The organism is Thiothrix fructosivorans (assembly GCF_017349355.1).
GTDB classification, from domain to species: domain Bacteria; phylum Pseudomonadota; class Gammaproteobacteria; order Thiotrichales; family Thiotrichaceae; genus Thiothrix; species Thiothrix fructosivorans.
The window spans coordinates 93048-109955 of sequence record NZ_JAFMPM010000008.1; the positions used below are offsets into that span (position 1 = coordinate 93048).

General features: G+C 52.2%; 19 protein-coding genes. 15 read left to right on the forward strand and 4 right to left on the reverse strand.

Annotation, left to right across the window (positions count from 1 at the left end):
* Window positions 1-3: 3 nt before the first annotated feature.
* From J1836_RS14765 to J1836_RS14835, 15 genes are all read left to right on the forward strand, one after another.
* The gene (locus tag J1836_RS14765; RefSeq protein ID WP_207251913.1) at window positions 4-1542 is read left to right on the forward strand and encodes a hypothetical protein; all 1539 of its coding nucleotides are present in this window, start codon (window positions 4-6) and stop codon (window positions 1540-1542) included.
* Between the two features lie 128 nt (window positions 1543-1670).
* Complete coding sequence (locus J1836_RS14770) at window positions 1671-2393, forward strand: peptidylprolyl isomerase (protein ID WP_207251914.1); 723 nt, start codon at window positions 1671-1673, stop codon at window positions 2391-2393.
* On the forward strand, window positions 2390-3163 hold the full coding sequence (locus J1836_RS14775; RefSeq protein WP_207251915.1) for an ABC transporter permease: 774 nt from the start codon (window positions 2390-2392) through the stop codon (window positions 3161-3163). The genes J1836_RS14770 and J1836_RS14775 overlap by 4 nt, the downstream gene beginning before the upstream one ends.
* Window positions 3160-4395 carry an ABC transporter ATP-binding protein gene (locus J1836_RS14780; RefSeq protein WP_207251916.1) on the forward strand — a complete coding sequence of 412 codons (1236 nt, stop codon included), beginning with the start codon at window positions 3160-3162 and terminating at the stop codon, window positions 4393-4395. The genes J1836_RS14775 and J1836_RS14780 overlap by 4 nt, the downstream gene beginning before the upstream one ends.
* Window positions 4379-5275: a lysophospholipid acyltransferase family protein gene (locus tag J1836_RS14785; RefSeq protein ID WP_207251917.1), complete on the forward strand. Its 897-nt coding sequence runs from the start codon at window positions 4379-4381 to the stop codon at window positions 5273-5275. The genes J1836_RS14780 and J1836_RS14785 overlap by 17 nt, the downstream gene beginning before the upstream one ends.
* Window positions 5276-5277: 2 nt before the next feature.
* Complete coding sequence (locus J1836_RS14790) at window positions 5278-6162, forward strand: class I SAM-dependent methyltransferase (RefSeq protein ID WP_207251918.1); 885 nt, start codon at window positions 5278-5280, stop codon at window positions 6160-6162.
* Between the two features lie 52 nt (window positions 6163-6214).
* Entirely contained in the window at window positions 6215-7465 is a 1251-nt protein-coding gene (locus J1836_RS14795) for a glycosyltransferase (protein ID WP_207251919.1), read from the forward strand.
* A complete protein-coding gene (locus tag J1836_RS14800; protein WP_207251920.1) occupies window positions 7458-9527 on the forward strand; it encodes an HAD family hydrolase in 2070 nt (689 codons plus the stop codon). The genes J1836_RS14795 and J1836_RS14800 overlap by 8 nt, the downstream gene beginning before the upstream one ends.
* A gap of 16 nt (window positions 9528-9543) precedes the next feature.
* Window positions 9544-9726 carry a hypothetical protein gene (locus J1836_RS14805; protein ID WP_207251921.1) on the forward strand — a complete coding sequence of 61 codons (183 nt, stop codon included), beginning with the start codon at window positions 9544-9546 and terminating at the stop codon, window positions 9724-9726.
* Window positions 9727-9728: 2 nt separating this feature from the next.
* Entirely contained in the window at window positions 9729-10631 is a 903-nt protein-coding gene (locus J1836_RS14810) for a glycosyltransferase family 2 protein (protein WP_207251922.1), read from the forward strand.
* A gap of 17 nt (window positions 10632-10648) precedes the next feature.
* Complete coding sequence (locus tag J1836_RS14815) at window positions 10649-11758, forward strand: glycosyltransferase family 2 protein (protein WP_207251923.1); 1110 nt, start codon at window positions 10649-10651, stop codon at window positions 11756-11758.
* Between the two features lie 306 nt (window positions 11759-12064).
* A complete protein-coding gene (gene rplM, locus J1836_RS14820; RefSeq protein ID WP_207251924.1) occupies window positions 12065-12493 on the forward strand; it encodes a 50S ribosomal protein L13 in 429 nt (142 codons plus the stop codon).
* Between the two features lie 17 nt (window positions 12494-12510).
* Complete coding sequence (gene rpsI / locus J1836_RS14825) at window positions 12511-12903, forward strand: 30S ribosomal protein S9 (protein WP_207251925.1); 393 nt, start codon at window positions 12511-12513, stop codon at window positions 12901-12903.
* A 311-nt stretch (window positions 12904-13214) separates the two neighbouring features.
* The gene (locus J1836_RS14830; protein ID WP_207251926.1) at window positions 13215-14192 is read left to right on the forward strand and encodes a porin; all 978 of its coding nucleotides are present in this window, start codon (window positions 13215-13217) and stop codon (window positions 14190-14192) included.
* A gap of 70 nt (window positions 14193-14262) precedes the next feature.
* On the forward strand, window positions 14263-14754 hold the full coding sequence (locus J1836_RS14835; protein WP_207251927.1) for a hypothetical protein: 492 nt from the start codon (window positions 14263-14265) through the stop codon (window positions 14752-14754).
* Between the two features lie 206 nt (window positions 14755-14960).
* Here J1836_RS14835 and J1836_RS21600 read toward each other — a convergent pair whose 3' ends face one another.
* The 4 genes from J1836_RS21600 to J1836_RS14850 all read right to left on the reverse strand — a co-directional run bounded on the left by J1836_RS21600 (window position 14961) and on the right by J1836_RS14850 (window position 16898).
* A complete protein-coding gene (locus tag J1836_RS21600) occupies window positions 14961-15149 on the reverse strand; it encodes a PD-(D/E)XK nuclease domain-containing protein (RefSeq protein ID WP_242632865.1) in 189 nt (62 codons plus the stop codon).
* A gap of 13 nt (window positions 15150-15162) precedes the next feature.
* Complete coding sequence (locus tag J1836_RS21605; RefSeq protein ID WP_242632979.1) at window positions 15163-15570, reverse strand: hypothetical protein; 408 nt, start codon at window positions 15568-15570, stop codon at window positions 15163-15165.
* 277 nt (window positions 15571-15847) lie between these two features.
* Window positions 15848-16753, reverse strand: a complete 906-nt coding sequence (locus J1836_RS14845) for a Fic family protein (protein ID WP_207251928.1) — start codon at window positions 16751-16753, stop codon at window positions 15848-15850.
* Window positions 16713-16898 carry a hypothetical protein gene (locus J1836_RS14850; RefSeq protein WP_207251929.1) on the reverse strand — a complete coding sequence of 62 codons (186 nt, stop codon included), beginning with the start codon at window positions 16896-16898 and terminating at the stop codon, window positions 16713-16715. The genes J1836_RS14845 and J1836_RS14850 overlap by 41 nt, the downstream gene beginning before the upstream one ends.
* Between the last annotated feature and the right edge of the window lie 10 nt (window positions 16899-16908).

Genomic DNA, 16908 nt, shown 5'->3' on the forward strand with positions numbered 1-16908 from the left:
CAAGTGTTCAAGAAAAATAAAGTCGCCATCAGTGTCGTTACCGGCATTCTCGGCTTAGCGGGGGTCATGACGAGTGCGCAAGCGGTGCATGTCAACCAAGATGGCACGGGTCAAGTGCTGCTGTTCCCTTATTACAATGCGAATGACGGTTATGTCACTAACGTCAATTTGGTGAACTCTACGGATCAAACCAAGGCGGTCAAAATCCGTTTCCGCGAAGGCAAAAGCAGTAATGACGTGCTGGACTTCAACATTTACATGTCGCCTGAAGACATCTGGACAGGTAGCGTTAAAGCCGGTGATGACGGCAAAGGCAATATGGTCGGTACACTGAGTACATCTGACCGCACCTGTACCTTGCCAGCCTTGGCTTCTTGTGCGGATGGCAAATGCCAAGCAGAAGTGCCGTTTACAGGGCATAACCTGTACAAAGGTGTAACCGCTGCGGATACACGCGAGGGCTATATTGAAGTCATCGAAATGGGTGTCGTCGAAGACACCGCTGTAAAAGCCGGTGTTTTGCATAAAAATGGTGCTCCAACTGACTGTAAAACGATTGAAGCAGCGTGGACACCGAGTACTAGCGGCGGCAAAGGCACGTTCTCACAAGGTGCGGGCACGGCGGCGGCAGGTGTGAGCGCACCGACGGGCGGCTTGTTTGGTTCATCGGCGATTGTGAACGTTGGCAAAGGTTCGGCTTACGCACTCGACCCAGTGGCTATCGACAACTACACGACGCAAGCCCAACATTACCTGTCGCATGACCCGGATAACTTCCTGTTGCCATCACTGGCTTCCGGTAATGTGGCCAGCAGTAGCGTTATGACCAAGACCAGCACGGGTGAAAACGAAATGGTCGTTACCCAATGGACAGCGCAAAAAGATGCGTGCTTGGAAGACAAGGATGAGCTGACCCCACAATGCGGCACGAACCCTTACCCGATTGCCCACGTTTTGTTAGCACCGCATTTGATGAACGAATACTTCCTCGACCCTACCGATGGCTATGACGGTCATACGGATTGGGTCGTCACCTTCCCGATGAAGAAACACGGCATTAATGCCGCAACGACCGACGTAGTAGCTACCTTTGAAAACGGCATCTTTGACCGTGAAGAAGGGCGGGCCGGTTGGGTTGCATCCAGTGGTACATCATTCGGTTTCTCCCCGCCGATCGGTATGGGTAATGTGAAAGTGGATGATTCCAGCTTGCTGAACCGCGAAGTGAACGTGATCAGCTTCAAGTCCAGTGACCCATCCTATGATGCTAGCCGCACGTTGTTGTCGAGCGACTCCAAGCAAAGCGTGAGCGTGGGTGCATTTGTGAGCGGTTGGGCGCGGTTGTCCTTCCCTGGTTACAGCTTGTCTAGCGGCTTCCAGTCTGCACAAGGTTACAGTGCGAAACCGAGTACTTACACGGCTGATAGCAATGTGTACAAAGGTGTTCCTGCGACTGGCGCGGCTTTCTTGGAAGGCAACGTCAGTGCTAACCCGAATGCTCGCTTCGGCGATGCGCTGCCATACAAAGTTCAGCGCGATTAAGTTGACTTCTCGACAATCTCCTTGGTGACGTGACTTGGTTGGGACTTTCTCCGGGAGAGAAACAGGTGGCAAGGGTTTCCTTTGCCGCCTTTTATTGGTTGTAGGCTTGCTATTTGGTAATCATCGTTATGCTGCGTAACTTAACTTTCGCGCTGCTGTGCGCGTGTGCGTTTCCGGCTGTGGCTGCGCCCGCCGAAACCGCTTTCATCCGTGATGCTTTAGTGAAACAGGGGCTAGACAAAGGCTTGGATAAAAGCCCTGAGTTGGAAAAACGCGTCACCGAATTCCGTAACGAACAACTGGCGCGGCTGGCGCTGGATGCTGCCCGCGATGAGGGTATGCCTGATTTTTCTGCGCGTGCCGAAGAGCTGTATCAAGCCCGCATGGCGCAGCAATACCAATTGCCGTTACGTTTGCGCGTGCGTGCCTTGGAATTAACCATTCCCGACGGTAAAGAAACCGAGATTCGCGCCAAACTCGCCAGTCTCCGTGCAGACATTGCGGCAGGTAAAACCGAGTTTAAAGCGGCAGTATTGGCAAACAGCACCGCCGCCGATTTAAAACTCACCGAAGGCGATTCGCAGTGGTTTCAACAAGGGCAAAAACCGGATGTGTTTTTCGAGACTGCCGCCCAATTGTCTGTGGATAAGCCACTCAGCGAGGTGTTTATTCACCAGAAAACGGCTTATCTGCTGGCATTTATCGACAAAAAAGCCCCTGAAACACGTACCTTCGCCGAAGTGAAACCTGAAATTATTGCTGAACTGCAACAAGAATACCGCGAAGACCGTGAAAAAACGCTCATCGAGGCATTAAAAGCCGAGTTTCTTACGCAGAATCCTGTGAAGTGAATGCTGCAACGTTAACCTTACTGGGGCAATTATTGCGGCATGACTTGCGCGAGCGTTATGCGGGAACAGCGCTGGGCGTGTTTTGGCTGTTGGCGCAACCGCTGTTTATGCTGCTGGTGTATGCGCTGGTATTTGGGGAAATCCTGCAATTGCGGGTAGGGGCGGCAACCGATTCTGCGCAGTTTACCGCGTGGTTATTCACGGGTTTGACGGTGTTTAATGCGTTGGGGGAAGTGCTGACGCGTGCGCCGTCGATTCTCACCGAGCGGCGTGAGTTATTGCTGAATTCGCCGTTGCAACCAGCGTTGTTGCCACTCTTGCCGGTCGGCTCTTCGCTGGTGTTGGAAGGGCTGTCGGTGGGCTTGTTGTTGCTGTGGTTGCTATTACAGGGGCAGTGGCAGCCGTTGGGATTGTTGTTTTATCTGCCGTTTCTGTTGTTGCGTGTGGTGTTTTCCTTGGCATTTGCGTATGGATTGGCGGTGTTGGGGGTGTTTTTGCGGGATTTGCGCCAGATGATGCCACCGTTGCTGACGGTATTATTGCTGATTTCACCGATTGTATACCCGTTGCAGGTTGTGCCGGAGGTGTTTCAGGCGTGGTTTGCGTGGAATCCGTTGGCGTATTTGGTGGCTGGTTATCGGGCGGCGTTGCTGGAGGGGCAATTTTTGTGGCAGGCGTTTGCGGGGCTGTTAGGGCTGGCTAGCGGGTTGTTGGGGGCGGCATTGTGGTTGTTTCAGCGGCTGTTGTTGCGGGCGAGGTATGTGTTGTGAATGCGGCTGGGGTGATTCGGTTGGTAGACGCAGGTGTGGCGTATCGGCGGTATGCTCATCCGCGTGATGCCTTGCTGGAATGGGTGTTGCGTCGTCCGCGTCATGCATTATTTCATGCCTTGCAAGGTTTGAATTTGCGCTTGCAGGCGGGGGATTCGCTGGGTGTGGTTGGCGATAATGGGGCGGGGAAAAGCACTTTCCTGAAAATGCTGGCGGGTAATTTGCCGCCAACCAGTGGGACTTGCGAGATTCACGGCAGGCGTTCGGCATTGTTGGAATTGGGGACGGGGTTGCAGCCAGAATTCAGCGGTGTGGAGAATGCGCGGCTGGGCTTGGCGTTGCGCGGGCTTGCCCATGCTGACATCGAGCGGCAGTTGCCGGAGGTGCTGGCGTTTGCGGAATTGGGTGAGTTTGCGCAACAGCCAGTGAAAACGTATTCGAGCGGCATGGTAGTGCGGTTGGTGTTTGCGGTGGCAGCGGTGATTGAGCCGCAGGTGTTGATCGTGGATGAAGCCTTATCCGTCGGCGATCAGTATTTCCAGAAAAAATCCTTGGATCGGATGCGAGCGATTTTAAGCAAGGGCGCAACGCTGGTGTTTTGTTCCCACAATCTTTACCAAGTACGTGAAATGTGCCGTCAAGCCGTGTGGCTGGAACAGGGCAGGGTGCGGATGTTCGGCGCTGCGCAAACGGTTGTTGATGCCTATCAAGATGCCACCCGCGCCAGAAATGCCGTAGGGGCAGACCCCCGTGTCTGCCCTCTTCAGGGTCACGATCAGGATGGGGAGGGCGCACACGGGGGTGCGCCCCTACTGCTGGCGGTTACGTTGAACCGTGATATTTTTCAAACTCACGACCCGTTTCGTTTACGCATTGAAGCCAGTCAAGGCAATCACCCGTTAGCCGATGTGCATGTGGGGCTGGTGATTCGCCGTAATGATGATGTGCAATGTTACGGCATCAGCACCCTGCATGATGGTGTGCAAATGCAGCCGGTGGCGGCGGGAATGGTGGCGGCGGAATTCGTGATTGAGCATCTGTCGTTGCTGTCGGGGGAATATTGCGTGGAAGTGTGGTTGATCGACGGTAGCGGCGTGCATGTTTACGACTCGCGTGAGCGTTGCTGTCCGTTTCGGGTGCAGCAAGCGGGGCAGCAGCAGGGCGTGGGCATGGTGATGTTGCCGCACCGTTGGGCAAGCGTGGTGGAGGTGGCGGATGCGCTGGCGTGCTGACGATTTTTCCTTGCGTTATAACCTGTTGTTTCCGGCGTATGCGCAACTACCCCCACGCTTGGGTTATGCGTTAGCGGGGCAACACGCGGGCTTGTTCCGCCGCAAACGCGCGGAGGAAGAGGCGGTGATTCGCACGCAAATGCAGGGGGCTTTTCCTGCGGCGACCGAGGTACAGCTTGCGGGTTGGTTGAACGATTATTATCGCATGGTGGAGCAGGAGGCGTTGGATACGTGGTATTTGCAACACCAGCCCATTCAAAATCTGGTGGACTTGCAGGGGTTCGAGGCAGTTGCGCAAGCACGGCGGCAGGGTAAGCGGGTCTTGCTGACGGGGGGGCATTTCGGACGTTTCTGGATGGCGGGCGCAGCGATGCGGGCGCAAGGGTTTACCACAGGGACGATTACCCGTGACGGCGGCACGACCAATCAGCATGGGCTACATCCGGCGGAATACCGTTACCGCTTATTCAAGCTACAACGTTTACAACAGGCGTTGGGCGGGGCGTTTTTGGTGGAAGGGGATGAATTGCGCCCGCTCTACCGTGCGTTAAACGATCATTTAATTGCATTAATATTTGATGTGCCATACATAGAAGCGCATAAAGGAAGAGTGACAGTTAATTTTATAAGCGGTACTATTGACCTGCCTGCCGGTATTTATCGAATTGCAAAAAAAACCAAGGCAGTGATCGCGCCGTTCTTTATGCGTGATTGGGGGGAGGGTCGAGTCGTGGCAGAATTTTCCGCGTTACTTGATCCCAATGATTATAACGAAGCAACACTGATGGGGTTGCTCGCCCAGCAACTGGAACAGCGTATCCGGGAAAGCCCCGGTCACTGGTGGTTGTGGCCAGCATTGCCCTTATTACGGAGCAAATAAGAATGAATCAGGGAACAAGCCACTTAGCATTGGATGACAACCACTCTCACAGCCAGATCGTGCGGCGCATTCCGCGTTATGCGCAAGTCCTCGAACTCGGTTGTGGCGACGGCAGCATGTCGCGCTTAATCCGCGAGCGTTGCGAAGGGCATATTATCGGTATTGATCATAACCCCGACATCGTGTGGCAGGCGCAACGCTATTGCGATTACGTGTTCACCGAAGATTTGGATGATCCGCATAGCCTCGATGCGCTGGAAGGCGAGAAATTCGATGCGATTACCTTGGTGGATGTACTGGAACATTTACAACGCCCCGACGATTTGCTGCGCCGCCTTAAACCGCTGTTGTTGGATGAAGGGAAAATTCTGATTTCCATCCCCAATATTGCACATGCCTCGGTGCGGCTAGAATTACTCAACGGGCATTTTGACTACGAAAAAGCGGGCATTTTGGATAGCACGCACCTGAAGTTTTTCACGGCGGAAAGTGTACAAACCTTGCTGGTTGAGGCGGGTTATGCGGTGCACGAGTTAGACTATACGTGGCACGATTTACCGGATGAGGTGATTGCACGTTACTTGAAAAAAGCGGGCTTAGAACCGACACCGCAAGCGCTGGCGAAATTCCATGAGCCGGATGCGATGGCTTACCAATTCATTATTTCCAGCAGTCCGATTGTGGAAGAAAAGGCATTGGCAGCACATTTTCCGGCGGCGATGCTTAAGCCGATTGATGCGTCGTGGCAGACGTGGGGCAGAATGCACACCGAATTGGCGATGGCTCATGCGGAACTCGAACGCGTGTATTCGACGCGTAGCTGGCAGATGTTGCGGCGTGGGGCAACGGCGTGGCGCAGTATTCAGTCGAGATTCACGCTTGAATGATAGAGTGATGAGCGGCTAAACCGTCAATCATTATAATAAGTTGGGGTATGTTGTGGTTAAGGTCAGTGTGATCCTGCCAGTGTATAACCACGCTCGCTGGGTGCAACAGGCGTTGGATTCGGTGCTGGCACAAACATGCAGCGCGTTGGAACTGATCGTGATTGATGATGCTTCGCACGATACCTCTTGGGAAGTGATTCAAGCGTTTGCGCACGCGCATCCGGCTGCCCCGCTGCACTGCGTGCGCCATGCTCAAAATCAAGGCGCACCAGCGACGATCAATGAAGGTTTAGCGCTTGCCCAAGGCGATTATCTCGCCATTTTAAATTCGGATGACGTGTGGGATGCACGACGGCTGCAACGCTTAGTCACGTTGGCAGATACGACCCATTTGGATTTCATTAGCACCGATGTGGCGTTACTGGATGGCGATTCCCAACCCAAAGAAGCGGCTGAACCGCACTGGGTTGCGTGGTTTGAAGCCTTAAAGCAAGACTACGTGAGCCGCAACGACAGTTGGGCGACTTTATTGCGCGGTAATTTCCTCATTACCACCTCCAACTTCTTTTTCCATCGGCGCGTGTATGCGCAACTGGGCGGGTTTGCCGAGCTGCGGTATGTGCACGATTATGAATATGCCTTGCGGGTTTGGTTAGCGGGTTTTAATACGCAATGCTTGCTGGGTGAAAAGCTGTTGGGCTATCGCTTACACGACACTAATACTATCCGTGAAAAGCCGTTGGCGGCGATTGAAGAAAACATGCGCTTGCTGTTGGAGTGGTTGCCGCGTTTGTACGGGGTATTGGATTGGCAACGTTTACGCGGTTTGGACATTCAGCTCCAAGACTTGTACCGCTATACCCGTGAGGAATGGCTGACGCTGGTGCATCTGCGTTTGGTGGCGCGTGAGCAAGAATTGTTGCCGCTGATTGCCGACCGTGATGGCTGGATAGCAGAACGTGACCAACTAATTGGCGACTTGCAACAGCAATTGACACAGTACCAGCAATGGCTTGCCGAGCGTGATGGCTGGATTCTTGAGCGAAATGCTTGGATAGCGGAGCGTGATACGCTGATTCAGCGCCAAGCCCAGCACATCGCTGAGCGGGATACGTGGATTGCTGAGCGGGATACGTGGATTGCTGATCGAAATCGTTGGATAGCGGAACGCGATGTCCTGATCCGTGATTTACAACAACACTATCAAGCGGTGTTAGCAAGCCGCGCCTTCCGTTGGGGTGAAACGCTGTTGTCGCCCTTGCGCCGTTGTAAGCAATGGTGGGCGGGGGTGAGTCATGCCTGACAAGCTGATTTTGCGTGACTGGCAGCAAATTCGAGGGTGGTTAGAACCGCGACTCCAAGGTGTGCGCTTAATTTCCCTCGATATTTTCGACACGGTATTAGGGCGTTACGTCGGCGACCCAGAAGAAGTGCAACGTGCCGTTTGCCGTGCCGTCAGCCAACGGACGGGTATAGATGCTGAAACCGTGTGGCAAGCCCGCCAACACGTCGAACAAGCCTTACGGGCTGAAGCCATCCAAGCCGGTTTTGATCACGAATGCCGCTACAGCAGTTTGCTGGCGCGTTGGGTAGCGGCGTTGGAAAAGGAAGAAGAACACCACTACGCGTTAAAACATTTCATCCTCCAAACGGAATTGGATTTGGAAGCCGCCACGTTATATGTCAAACACGATGCCCAGATTTTTATGGCGTGGGTGAAAGAGCAAAACCTTCCGATCATTGCCATGTCGGATATGTATCTGGATGGTGAGCTGTTATGCGAGCTATTACGGCGTAAGGGCATTGTGGACTATTTCAGCTTTGTCTATGTCTCCGCCGATTTCAAACTGGGCAAATACAGTGGGCGGCTGTTCGAGAAAATGTTGCAAGTCAATGGCTTAGAAGGCAAAGACGTGGTGCATATCGGTGACAATCCGGTGTCGGATCGGCGTATGGCGTGCCGTGTTGGCATCCAAGGTATTTGGTTGTATGAAAAAGCCGAGTTACGGCGGCGCGAACGCCAAACGCTATCGGCACAAATGGCGCAACGCGGTGGTATTTGGGTAGGGCGACATTTTTTTGAATGCGTCGCCACCCGTATGCAGCAGCAAGACAACTTGCAACCGCGTAGTTTCTTTTTCCGCTATGGGCGTGAAGTGTTAGGGCCTGCATTCAGTGTCTTCATGCAAGGTTTACAGGAACGTTTACAGCAACAAGCTGCCGCCGAACAGCCGATTGAAAAGTTACTGTTTGTGGCGCGGGATGGTTTTTTGTTTGAGCGTTTATACCGCACCACGGCAGGGCAAATTCCATCGGAATATGTTTACTTATCGCGGCGGGTCATTACCGCAGCCGCAACAGCGGAGGGCTTAAGCTGGGAACAGACCATTGTGGCGTTTTACAACCCGAAGCAGCACGGGCTGGAATCGGTGTGCAAAGTGTACGGCTTACCACAAGAAACCTTGCAACCGCTGGCGCAACAGCACGGTTTTGAGGACTTTGCTGCCCCCATCCACCAGTGGGACGATGTGCGCCTGCATAATTTTCTGAACGATCAGCGAGTACAAACGATTATTCGGCGTGAAGGGCAAAAACACCGTGCATTGTTGCAGCGCTATTTGGAACAAGTCGGGTTTTTTGCGCATCAGCGCGTGGCGTTGGTGGATATTGGCTGGAATGGCACGGTGCAGAAATTCCTCAAGCAAGCGTTTGGGCAGCGAGCGGATTTTCCGGTATTGCATGGCTATTACTTTGCGTTTGTGCCGAAGCTGTACGCGGATTTTGGCGAGAACAATGTCTGTGAAGGCATTGTGCATGATTCGCGGCGCGGCAATGCCTGTGAACGCATTCCGGCGGAATTTGAGGAAATTTTTGAGCAGGGGGCGCGTTCGTTTGAGGCAACCACGATTGCTTACCGCGAAGCGAATGGGCGAGTTGTCCCCGTGTTGAAAGCGGATTCTGCGCCGGATCGGCAGGCAGAATTGGCGTGCAACCCGTTGGTGGCGCAAATGCAACAGGGGATTATGCACCATTGGGAGCATTTCAATGCGGTGCAGCAGTTAACGGGGTATTCCAGCCAGCAATTATTGCCGTATGTACATGGCTTGTTGGAGCGAGCGGTGGTGTATCCCACGTCCGAGGAGACGCGTGAGTTGACCCAATTGGTGCATACCGAAGATTTCGGGCATGACCATGTGTTGGCACTGGCGAATCAGTCGGTCGGGTGGGGCGATTTGCTGCACCCTCGGCAATTGTTGCGGCGCTTGGAGTTGAGCGCGTGGCGTTATGCGTTGTTTGATCGGATTCCGACGGGGATGGCGAATTTCGCGTTTCGCATGGCGTATTTGCATACGGTAAAAAAATAAGAAAGGAGCGCCAGAGATGGTTCTGAGTCCACTAAAACTGTTTGGTTACGCGCTGGCATTCCGCTTTTCTTCGGGGCGCGGGCGGTGTTTTAGCCCCGGGATCAAGGCGATGCTGGTGTGGTATGGCACGCGTTTGCGCTTGTTGCTGTTAGATTGGTCGGCGGCAAAGTGGTGGCGTGGCTGGTTTGAAGCGGGTTGACGATGGAAGCCACACGCGTACAAATTTTGCTGTCAACCTGGAACGGGGAGCGTTGGCTGCCGGAGCTATTGGCATCGTTGGAACAGCAAACGTTTCAGGATTGGCAATTGCTGGTGCGGGATGATGGCTCGACCGACCAAACCTTGCGTATTTTGCTGAAATGGCAGGCAGAACATCCCGAAAAATTGGCAGGTTTGGTGCTGGATGGCAATCATTTGGGCAGTAAATTGAGCTTCAGCCGTTTGGTGGAAGCGAGCACTGCGCCGTGTTTGATGTTTTGTGATCAGGATGATGTGTGGTTTCCCGAAAAAGTGGCAGTGCAATACACCGCGCTGCGCCGCTTAGAAGCGCAATACGGTGAGGATACGCCGTTGCTGGTACATGCTGATTTGGTGGTGGTGGATGAAAATCGGGCGTTACAGGCGGTGTCTTTTTGGGATTACCGCGATTTCGATGTGGAGCAGCGCAAGCAGGCGTATTTGCTGAACAATGTGGTGACGGGGTGTGCGACCGCGTTCAACCGGGCGGCGGCGGTGTTGGCGTTTCCTTTGCCGTTATATGCGATGGAACATGATCGTTGGTTGGCGTTGGTGTGTGCATGGTTTGGGGTGGTATTGCCATTGTCTCACCCGTTACTGCTGTATCGCCAACACGCGGATAATGTGATCGGGGCAAAGCCTGCTCGCCTTGAGGGCTTGAGTGCGCGTACCGAGGCGTGGAGTCAACAGGCAGAGGTTTTTTTACACCGTTTCGGTGAGCGCTTGAATACACAAGAATATCAATTGGTGGCGGCGTTGGCGGGGTTGCGGCATTTGCAAGGGTGGCGGCGGCGGCAACATATTTTGCAGCATCGCTTGTTTAAGCCGGGCGTTTTGAACAATGTCGCTTTGCTGCTCTTTGCTTAACAACAGGGGTATACGTAATGACAACAAGAATAGAGCGCCCTGATGTGGCGGTGATCGTGTTGACCCGCAATGCGGGGCGTTTGTGGCCGGAATGGCTCAAGGCGATGCAGCAGCAAACCGTGCGAGCGGGGCGCTATTTGGTGATTGATTCCTTGTCGGAAGACCATACTGCCGACTTGGCAGCGGCGGCGGGATTGGAGGTGCAACGCATTCATCCGCGTGATTTTAGCCACGGCGGCACACGGCAATTAGCCGCAGAATTGTGCCCCGATGCGGAATTGCTGGTGTACCTGACGCAAGATGCAATTTTGAAGCAAACCGATTCCTTGGAAACGCTGCTGCGCCAGTGCGATGCGGATAGTCATGTGGGTATGGTCTACGGGCGACATTTACCGCGTCTGGGGGCGCATTTGTTGGAATGCCATGCACGCGGTTTTACGTATCCGGCAACGTCGTCGGTACGTGATCGTGACAGCTTCAAAACGCTGGGGTATCGGGCGGCATTTGCGTCTGATGTGTACGCGGTGTATCGCGCCAGTGCGTTGCGCAGCATTGGGGGGTTTCCACAGCATATTATTGTGAGCGAAGACAGTTATGTGGCAGCGCGTTTGTTGCTGGCGGGTTGGAAAACGGTGTATTCGGCGGAAAGTACGGTGGAACATTCGCATCGTTATACCTTGTTACAGGTGTTTCGGCGTTATTTTGATGTGGGCGTGTTTCATGCGTCGGAACAGCCATTGATGCAAGCGGTGGGGGCGCCGGATCGTGAGGCGGGGACATACGTGCGTTCATTGATACAGTATTTATATGAACGCCAGAGGTGGTTGTTGCCGTTGGCAGCGGTGCAAACGTTGGTAAAGCTGATCGGATTTCGCTTGGGCAAGCGTTACCAGTCGCTGCCGTTGGCGGTGTGTCGGTTGATTAGTGTGCAACAGGCGTATTGGGTGGATGATGTTGGGGGGGATGAGAGGTGGGAAGAGGGTGCACATATAGGTGTGTCCTTACCCATAGCCCGTAGGGGCGCACCTATGTGTGCGCCCTCTTTGGGTGCGTTAGCGCACCCAAAATATGAAAAATATGCAACAAATGTGTTACAGCCTGTTGACAAAGAAAGGTTAGAATATTAGTATATTATCATATTGTTTACTACCGATTTAACACTCCTCCATCCTCCTTTGGTGGTAATTGCGCGGCTCACACGAGCCGCGTTTTTTTATTGGGGGGATGGGTATGTGAATGACCTCTTTTTCATAGTGTTTGTCTCTTTGATTTAGTGCCTCTCCGTCGTGTGAGGCATTTTTTTGTCGATGGCAGGGCGCAAACACTTGAGAATTAGCGTCACTTCCCCTAAAATGCCGCGTTTCTTCGTTCCCCCACCTTATCAAGGTTTGGGGCGGATCGGCAAAACAGATTTAAGAAGTGGATTGAGCAAGATGAAAACATTCAGTGCAAAGCCGGCTGAGGTAAAACGCGACTGGTTCGTCGTCGATGCCGAAGGTAAGGCGCTAGGCCGTTTGGCCTCCGAAGTTGCCCGCCGTCTGCGTGGCAAGCACAAGCCGGAATATACCCCGCACGTTGATACAGGCGATTATATCGTTATTATCAATGCCGACAAAGTGGGTATCACTGGTAACAAAGCCAAAGATAAAACTTACTACCACCATACCGGTCACATCGGTAACATGCGTGCGTTCACCTTTGAAAAGATGCAGCAACGTGCACCCGGTCGTGTTATCGAACTGGCTGTAAAAGGCATGTTGCCAAAGAATCCACTGGGTCGCGCCATGTACCGTAAAATGAAAGTTTACGCTGGCACAGAACATAACCACCAAGCACAGCAGCCACAAGCGCTGGACTTTTGATCGGGCAGGAATTAGAAATGGCTGAAACACAATATTACGGCACGGGTCGTCGCAAATCTTCATCGGCTCGCGTGTTTATGCGTGCAGGTAGTGGCACGATCACGGTCAATGGCAAAGCACTGGGTGACTTTTTCGGTCGCCAAACGGCTAGCATGGTTGTCCGTCAACCACTGTATACCGTTAACATGGCAGAGAAATTTGACATCAATGTAACGGTTGCTGGCGGTGGTATCACGGGTCAATCCGGCGCTATCCGCTTGGGTATTGCCCGCGCTCTGTTGCAATACGATGAAACCCTGCGTGCTGAACTGAAGTCTGAAGGCTTCTTAACGCGTGACGCTCGTAAGGTTGAACGTAAGAAAGTCGGTTTGCACAAAGCACGTCGCGCCACACAGTTCTCCAAGCGTTAATCACGTATTACTTTTCGGTTCGCCGAATCTCAGTATGAACAGTGTATCAAAAAAGCCACAGTATCTAGATACTTGTGGCTTTTTTGTATCTAACCACTTGAAATTCAATACGCTACCGTCTGTCGGTAGATGGCTGTTTTGCCCAGCAACCCCTGTAGCATTTCTACAACATATGCAGTAAACTTTGTAGCGTATTTGCAAAAAAGCTGTTGCAAGACGCTGGCAAGGGATGTATAAATACTCCCGTCAGATTGAACAAATCGAAATTAAATTTTAAAGACAGGACAAACCTTCTTAATAGGAGTCGACTCATGAAAAAATTACTCGTAATCGCAGTTGCTACTGCACTGATCGCACCTGCTGCGGCAATGGCTGATACCACTCTGTACGGCAACCTGCACGCTTCCGTTGGCACGGTTGATAGCGGCACTACTTCTGATACAGTTGTAGAAAGCCACAGCTCACGTTTAGGCGTTAAAGGTTCTACTGAACTGGATAACGGTTTGAGCGCAACTTACGGTACAGAATTCAATTTGGAACTGGATGGTGACAACAGTGCCAATAACCTGACTACTCGTAACCAATTCGTTGGTTTGAAAGGTGGTTTCGGTGAGGTTCGCGTTGGTAAGCATGATACCCCCGCTAAACTGGCTACTTCTGGCTTAGATGCTTTTGGTGACACTTACGGCGCAATGGAAAAGATTGTTGCTGCTGACAATCATCGTGTAAACAACGCCGTTGCTTATATCACTAAAGCGGGCCCAGTTGGTTTGGCTGTTGCTCATTCAACAGCTCCTACCACCAATGATGCTACAGCATCTAGCACTACTGCTGCTAATACGGCAATGGCTAACTACAGCAACGGTCCTGTGTATGCTGGCTTGGGTTATACCACTATTGATAGTCTTGCTACTGACATCAATCTCGGTGTTGGCTATAAGCACGAAGCGGGTCATTTCGCTAACGTCGTATACGAAACCGTTGAAGGTGATGCTACTGCTGGTGCTGGTGTTCCAACACTTGGCTTACCGCCTGCTAATGCTACTGACACCAACATCTATGTTGCTGGTGGCTTCAAAACTGGCGCTGCAACACTGAAAGCTGGCTACGGCTCTGGCGACCGTGACACTGGCGGTGAAGAAACCATGACAAACGTGGGCGTTGATTACTCTCTGGGTAAGAAAACATCTGCTTATGTTCTGTGGAGCGAAAACGAAAACGATGCTCGTGTACTGAACGGTACAGCTAAGACTACTGCTACAGCGGTTGGTTTAGTAACTCAATTCTAATATCCTTCTGGATTTTAGTTGACAGTTTAAAGAAAAGGCTTCTTCGGAAGCCTTTTCTCGTTGAGGCTTTATGAACAAAACAGTACGTCAATGCCAGCCCTGTACCGCGTGTTGCGACGGCTGGGTGCAAATGAATATCAAGGGTACGGATGTCTACCCCGGTTGCCCATGCCCCCACAGCACGGGTAAAGGTTGCAACGACTACGCCAATCGCCCTATAGACCCGTGCGACAATTTTAACTGCGGCTGGGTCATTCCCAACAGCCCGCTACCCGATTGGATGAAGCCGCATGAAGCCAAAGTCATGGTGTTATTCAATAAGTTCCACTGGCAGGGGATGCCCGTTGATGTTGCGATTCCCGTCGGTAAACGTATCCCACCCCGTGCCTTGAACTGGATCAAACACTTTGCCGAACAGCACCAGCGCCCCTTGGTGTATTTAGAGCAAGAAGTCATCAATGGCAAAATTCAACGCGAACAGCAAGCTATTGCGTATGGCTCACCTGACTTCCAACAATACGTGCTTGCCAAAATTGCCGCAGGTCAGCGTTTGTGGCGATGATGAGAAATAGTGGTATGTATGATGGCGTTTCTTCATGCCAAGCCAGATATCTATATTGAATATTTCATTCGCCGTGATGGTGTTTTTATTGCAGGTCGAAGAGCGAACATGAGTATTGAGTTGTACGTTTGAGGATTTCATCGCAGCAATTGGCGGTTCGCCAAAATTTGATGCTTGGTGGCAATGGCTTGAGCGATGCTATTTAGTTAAAGTGTAATTTCTTCCCACTCCCACCTCACAAAATTCCGCACCTCGACACTAAACTCCATCCCGATCAAAAAGATGCGCTGCTGCCCATCCCGATACGGCGCGGCATAATCTTTTTCCTTAATCTGCCGTAGCGCACTGCCATCACCTTCCGCACCCTTCACCATTTTAAATTCAAAGATATACACCTGCTTTTGCCCATCAGGCAGCGTAATAGCCCTCGTATTCCGCTAGGGTGTCTTTGGTGTGGTTCTGATGCGCGATACCGTCAAACAAGGTGCGGAATAGCCGTTCCAACGCCACAAAATCATTCATCAGCAACGCATCGTAAACTGAGCCGCGTTCTTGCCGATCATCTGTCAAATAATTTTTCAGCAAATAACTCATCAAGCTATAACGCACTTCGTTATTCGGGTAGCTCAAGGTGTATTCCGGTAAGCCCCCCATAAATGGCACGCTCTCTTTCTTGATGGTCAAGTAACCTGTTTGAAACAACAGCGTTTCCAAATGCAGTCGCTCTACATCAAAATCACCCAAGGCTTTATAATCCATACGCACGGCTTCAAGGTCGGGTAGATGGAACGGGCGTTTGCGCAGAATATCCACCAAGAATGACGGTGTGGCAGTTTCAAACCAATACGGCAGGAATTTTTACCTTTAGAAATAAACAGCAGCACATCAAATGGGTTATAAACACTCTCTCCCAGCCAGTTATAGCCGTTGTACCACGCCCGTACCAACGACATATCCGCCCCTGCGGAAACGTTGGGGTTTTGTTTTGGTGGGGCAGAGTGGCACTAACCAACATACTCATGCACTTATATGAGTATATGAGTATTGCGATCTGCGGGTGCATTTGTCTCACCACTGGTGCGACTTTTGGCGTTCAAGATGGCAGAGAATACCATGTACCTTTGCCAACCCCGTTCTGTTGCAGCAACCCACTACGTACCAATTCCTCCAGCCTTTTCCTGATAGTGGGGCGGTTGGCTTGAGTAGCCAGCAAGATTTCTCCGGTGGTGATCCTACCGTTTTCCCGTGCCAGCTCCAAAATGTCTGCCGAGAGCTGAGGCAGGGCTTGCAAGAAGTGGCGTTCACGCTCGACTTTTTTCAGCAGGTTATCTTTCTGCTTTTTCATGGCGCGAAGGAAAAACAGCAACCAATGCCCCCATTCTGGCGCATCACTTTTCAGGGTGGATTGGGTGCGGCGCAGTGCCAAGTAATAGCCTTCCTTGTTGGCTTCCACCACGCTTTCCAAGGAGCTGTAAGGCACATACACATAGCCCGCTTTCAACAGCAGCAGGCTGGTGAGGGTGCGTGACAATCTGCCGTTACCGTCTTGGAAGGGGTGGATTGCCAGAAAGCGCACCACAAACACCGCCACCACCACCAACGGATGCAGGAAACGGTCAAGCAGGGCTTGGTTTGTCCACTCCACCAGTTCTTGCATTTGCAGCGGGGTTTCAAACGGGCTGGAAGTCTCAAAAATAATGCCAATTTCCTTACCGTCCGCACTGAAAGCCGCCACGCTGTTGGAGAGGATTTTGTAAGCTCCCCGGTGGCGTTCGTCCTTGTCGCTGTATTTCAGCAGCAGGGTGTGAAGCTGTTTGATGTGGTTTTCGGTCAGGGGAATGCTGGTATACGACTCAAACAGCAGTTGCATGACCTCGGCGTAGCCTACCACTTCTTGTTCATCGCGGGTGCTGAACTGGCGTTGCCCCAGATTTTGCAGCAGTTTTTCCACTTCACGGTCAGTCAGTTTCACGCCTTCGATACGGGTGGAGGAGGTCAACACTTTCCACCGTTGCCACGCGGCGCAGGGCTTCTAGGCGTTCCGGGGCTAGGTTCTGGTAGGCACGCCAACCGCCTTTGAACTCGTCGATTTCACCGATGAGGATGAGGATTTCGGGGAGGATTTCCGGCTTGATGGCTTGCATGGTGGGTGTC